We start from the raw sequence: 4,557 nt of genomic DNA on the forward strand, positions 1-4,557 counted from the left end.
CGCCCAGCATGGCTTCGGCGGCGGCGCCTCGGGCGGTGCGGCAGGTGGCGGTGCGGCAGGTGGCGGTGCCACTGCGGGCGGCCCGCCGTCGCAGGGCAGCACCCTGTTCGAACGCATGGCCAACCTCTCGCGGGGCAGCAATGCGGCAGACCGGCGCTCGTCGGTGGACGAGGACGAGGACGAAGACGACGATGCGGGCTCGCTCAACATTCCGCGCTTCCTCGGTCGCCAGAACAACCAGTAAGGTGTGAAGGGTGGCTCGCCCCCGGGTGGGCGAGCCGCGATGGCGTGATGACAGGATCGAAGGTCTTTCGCTCGCTTGCCGCGCTGGCCCTTGCCGGAATGGCGGCAAGCGGCACTGTTTCCGCGCAGGAAGTGGTTCAGCCGCTACCCCCGCGAGGGGCGCAGCAGCTGGGCGAGGCGCTTGGCCGGCTGGCCCGCAATGCTGATGATCTCGACGCTCTGCTCGACGCTGGCGAGGCGGCGCTGTCGCTGGGTGACATCGACGCGGCGATCGGCTTTTTCGGTCGCGCACGGCAGAAGGCACCGTCCAGCGGGCGTGTCGCGCTCGGCCTTGCGCGGGCCCATACCGCAGCCCGCCGGCCGGTGGAGGCGCTGCGCTTTTTCGCCGAGGCGGAACGGGCCGGCGTAGACCTCGCGGCGATGGCTGCCGAACGGGGATTGGCCTACGACCTCATCGGTGATGCGGCGAGCGCGCAGACGCTCTATCGCCTTGTCCTGGCGCGCGGCGCGAACCCCGAGGTCACTCGCCAACTGGCCCTTAGCCAGGCGATTGCCGGTGACGGGAAGGCGTTCGAGGCGACCTTGCTGCCCTTGTTGCAGGATCAGGACCTGGCCGCATTCCGGACCCGCGCCTTCGGGCTTGCCATCCTTGGCGACACCAAGGGCGCGATCAAGATCGCCCGCGACATGATGCCGGCGCCGATGGCATCGCGGATCGAACCGTACCTGCGCTACATGACCAAGCTCACTCCCGCCCAGCAGGCGGCAGCGGGCAATCTCGGCATTTTTCCAAGCTCCGGCGCCATGGGCCGCGATACCCCGGCGATCGCCGCGGCTCGCGCGGCGCCGGCACGGCCGGCGTCCACGGGTTCAGCAAGCACCTTTTCCCCGGCATCAGCCCCGGCGGCGGTGACCAGGCCGACATCGCCGGCCCCTGCGGTAACGACGGTGGCGGCAAGACCGGCCTTAACGACGCCCGCTAGTGCCACGCAGCCTTCGGGTATCCGCACTACCGCGTCGCCGGACAGTCGCCTCGCCCCCGCAGGCCCGCCGATGGGGCCGCCAGCTGCGGCGGCCAGCGCGGCACGGCCACTGACAGTCGCCTCGGGGGCGCCATCACCGTCTGCTTTGCCGGCTTCTCGGCCAGCGACACTTGTGCAGTCCTCGCCCCCGCTTGCGCCCACGACATCGCCGACCCCGCCTCCATCGGCGCGGCAAGTGGCGGACGAGGATATCAGCGTTGCCGAGGCCTTCGCCTCGTTCGGTCAGGGACCGGTTCCCAAGCCCGTAGCGACGCAGGGCGCGGTCGACATAACCCGGATCGAGGTGCCGCGGGAAAGGAAGCCTGCCCCCCCTCCGCCGGCAAAAGCTGCGCCCCCACCGCCAGCGAAGGCCGTGCCAGCGCCGCCCAAGGTGCCGTCGCGCATCTGGGTGCAGGTGGCGACCGGCAAGGACCGTTCGGCGCTCAAGTTCGACTGGCGCCGCATCGCCCGCAAGGCCGATGGCGCGTTGGAGGCGAAAGGTCCGTTTGTCACCAAATGGGGCGAAGCCAACCGCCTGCTCGCCGGCCCGTATCCTTCCGCCGCCGCAGCGCGTGATGCGGTGAAAAAGCTGAAGGAGATGGGTCTGGACGCATTTACCTTCACCAGCGCCACGGGCGAAGTCATAGACCCGCTGAATTAGCAGCCTGGGCCAGCCATCCACAGGATGTGCACAGGGTTTGCGCAACCCGCCTTTGTTCTCCCCAAGTGCGAACCGCCGCCCGATTGCCAAGCGCCGTCCATCCGGGCCACCAGCGGCGCATGGACGAGACGCCGGGATCATGACACTCGCACGGGCCGACAGGGCAGCAACCCAGGAAGCCGAGCCGCTGGCCATGCTGCGCGCCCTGTTCAAGGCGCGCGACTGGCCGTGCAGCGATTCGCAGGACGAGCTTTCGGGCGAGATTCAGGGAAGCTGGGCCAAATATCATCTGCGCGCGATCTGGCGGAGGGGCGATCAGGTGCTGCAATTGCTGTGTCTGCCCGACATTCGCGTAAACGGCGAAAAGCGGGCGGCGGCCTATGAACTGCTAAGCATGGTCAATGAACAGACCTGGCTCGGGCATTTCGACATGTGGTCGAGCAGCGGGGTTCTCCTTTACCGCAGCGGCACCCTGCTGGGCGAAGGCGGGATGTTGGGGCTCGGGCAGGCGCAATCGCTGGTCGAGATCGCAGTCGAGGAATGCGACCGCTTCTACCCCGCGTTCCAGTTCGTCCTGTGGGGAGACAAGACCCCGGCGGAGGCGCTGGACGCGGCCATGGTCGACGCTGCGGGCGAGGCCTAGCCGACGTCGTCCGCCCCGTGTTAGGGCGCCCCGCATGAGCGATATGGGCACCATTCTGATCCTCGGTTGCGGCAACATGGCGGGCGCGATGCTCGACGGCTGGCTGGCGAGCGGCATCCCCCCCGAACGGTTTGCCGTGTACGATCCGGTCAGCCGTACCTATCCGGACGGTGTCACGGCTCTCGCTGCGATGCCGGAGGATGGGCATTACGATGCCATTCTGCTGGGGTTCAAGCCGCAGGACCTGGCGGCACTTGCGCCGGCGATCGCGCCGCTTGCGGGCGACCGGACGGTGATCATGTCCATTCTGGCCGGGGTCGAGCTGGGCACCCTTCGGCGACATTTCGCCCGCGCCGAAGGGGCGGTAAGGGTGATGCCCAATCTCGCAGTGGCGATCGGCAAGTCACCAGTGGGCCTGGCGGCTGAGGGGCTGTCGGCTGAACGGTCTGACGCTGTCTTCAGCCTTTTCGATCGTCTCGGGACGGCCGAGTGGGTGGCGGAAGAGGAGTTCGATCTGTTCACCGCTCTTGCGGGAAGCGGGCCGGCCTTTCTCTATCGCGTTATCGATACGCTTGCGGCCGCGGCCGCGAACTTTGGCTTCCCACGCGACAAGGCATTGCGCACGGCGATCGCCATGGTCGAAGGCGCGGCGGCGCTGGCCGCCCATTCGGCGGACGAGCCGGCGACCCTCGCCGATCGTGTCGCCAGCCCGGGCGGCACGACGCGGGCGGGGCTGGACGTGCTGGACCATGATCAGCGCCTTCTGGCATTGATGACCGACACCCTTGGCGCCGCACGCGATCGCAGCGCCGAGATGACCCGAGAGGCGCGCGGGGCGGGTGTTTCCGCAAACTGACGACGGGTGAGCGACCACTCGCGACGCCCCTTGTATTTCAGGGTGCAAACGCCGATATTCGGCAGACAACGGGGCCGCATGGGCCGCCGGGTTTGAGGAGACTAGGGAAGATGGCCGAATTCAGCGACACCGACCAGAGGCGGGGTTTCACGACCGTTCCGCGCGCTGGCGACGCCGTTGCCCGGCGTGAGACCTTCGATGCGGGCCTCCGCTCGCACATGCTCAACATTTACAATTACATGACCTCCGGCGTGCTGCTGACGGGTATCGTCGCTGCCCTGACCGCGCGGAGCGGTCTCGCAATGCAGTTTGCCCAAGGCCCGCTGATGTGGCTCGTAATCCTGGCCCCGCTGGCGATCGTGTTCGCCATGAGCTTCGGCGTGAACCGTTTCGGCAAGACGACCTTGCAGGCGATGTTCTGGGGTTTTGCGATCCTCATGGGCCTGTCCATGTCGACGCTGTTCCTGGTCTATACCGGGGCTTCGATCGCGGTCACCTTCTTCGCCACCGCCGGAGCCTTCGCCGGGCTGAGCCTGTTTGGCTATACCACGAAGAAGAATCTGCAGGGCTTCGGCACGTTTCTCATCATGGGCGTGGTCGGCCTGCTGATCGCAATGATTGCGAACATCTTCCTCCAGTCGGGTACGATGTCACTGATCATCAGTGCGATCGGCGTCCTGCTGTTCGCGGGCCTGACCGCCTACGACACGCAGCGTCTGAAGATGCAGTACGAATACCTGCGCGGGACGGAGTTCTTGGGCAAGGCCGCCATCATGGGCGCGCTGACCCTGTATCTCGATTTCATCAACATGTTCCAGTTCCTGCTCAGCTTCCTCGGCCAGCGGGACTGATCGGCGGGCGGCCGATAGCGCCGCCGCCAGACCAAATACGATGCCCGGAGCGTTTGCCGACGCTTCGGGCATTTTCTTTGATTCCGCATGGCGCTAAGGTCGCCCTTCATCCCGCGGCAAGCATGCGCAGCGCATAATCTGCGGGTCGATCGAGGAGGGTCCAGCGCGTGAACCGCGTATCGCAGCAATCCGTTCGTCTAGCCGGCCTGGCCGCGCTTCTTGGCATGATCGCAGCGTGTGCCGCTCCGCCGCCCCCGCCGCCGCCACCACCGCCGCCACAA

General features: G+C 67.1%; 4 protein-coding genes and 1 pseudogene. All 5 read left to right on the plus strand.

Going from position 1 to position 4,557, the window contains the following annotated elements; all coding sequences use genetic code 11:
- Positions 1-244, plus strand: a pseudogene (locus tag ACHFFA_RS07195) (cell division protein FtsZ); the annotation flags it as partial.
- A 47-nt stretch (positions 245-291) separates the two neighbouring features.
- A complete protein-coding gene (locus ACHFFA_RS07200; protein ID WP_394270165.1) occupies positions 292-1,926 on the plus strand; it encodes an SPOR domain-containing protein in 1,635 nt (544 codons plus the stop codon).
- 139 nt (positions 1,927-2,065) lie between these two features.
- Positions 2,066-2,569 (plus strand): YbjN domain-containing protein, encoded by a 504-nt coding sequence (locus ACHFFA_RS07205; RefSeq protein WP_394270166.1) that lies wholly within the window; start codon positions 2,066-2,068, stop codon positions 2,567-2,569.
- Between the two features lie 34 nt (positions 2,570-2,603).
- Positions 2,604-3,425, plus strand: a complete 822-nt coding sequence (gene proC, locus ACHFFA_RS07210; RefSeq protein WP_394270167.1) for a pyrroline-5-carboxylate reductase — start codon at positions 2,604-2,606, stop codon at positions 3,423-3,425.
- A gap of 110 nt (positions 3,426-3,535) precedes the next feature.
- A complete protein-coding gene (locus ACHFFA_RS07215) occupies positions 3,536-4,276 on the plus strand; it encodes a Bax inhibitor-1/YccA family protein (RefSeq protein WP_394270168.1) in 741 nt (246 codons plus the stop codon).
- Positions 4,277-4,557: the final 281 nt, after the last annotated feature.

The sequence above is a fragment of the Qipengyuania sp. genome, assembly GCF_043423005.1.
Lineage (GTDB): Bacteria > Pseudomonadota > Alphaproteobacteria > Sphingomonadales > Sphingomonadaceae > Qipengyuania.

What these genes read in the sequence shown, in the direction of transcription:
- ACHFFA_RS07200 (WP_394270165.1), top strand. Translation starts at nt 292, where the DNA reads ATGACAGGATCGAAGGTCTTTCGCTCGCTTGCCGCGCTGGCCCTTGCC.
- ACHFFA_RS07205 (WP_394270166.1), top strand. Translation starts at nt 2,066, where the DNA reads ATGACACTCGCACGGGCCGACAGGGCAGCAACCCAGGAAGCCGAGCCG.
- proC (WP_394270167.1), top strand. Translation starts at nt 2,604, where the DNA reads ATGAGCGATATGGGCACCATTCTGATCCTCGGTTGCGGCAACATGGCG.
- ACHFFA_RS07215 (WP_394270168.1), top strand. Translation starts at nt 3,536, where the DNA reads ATGGCCGAATTCAGCGACACCGACCAGAGGCGGGGTTTCACGACCGTT.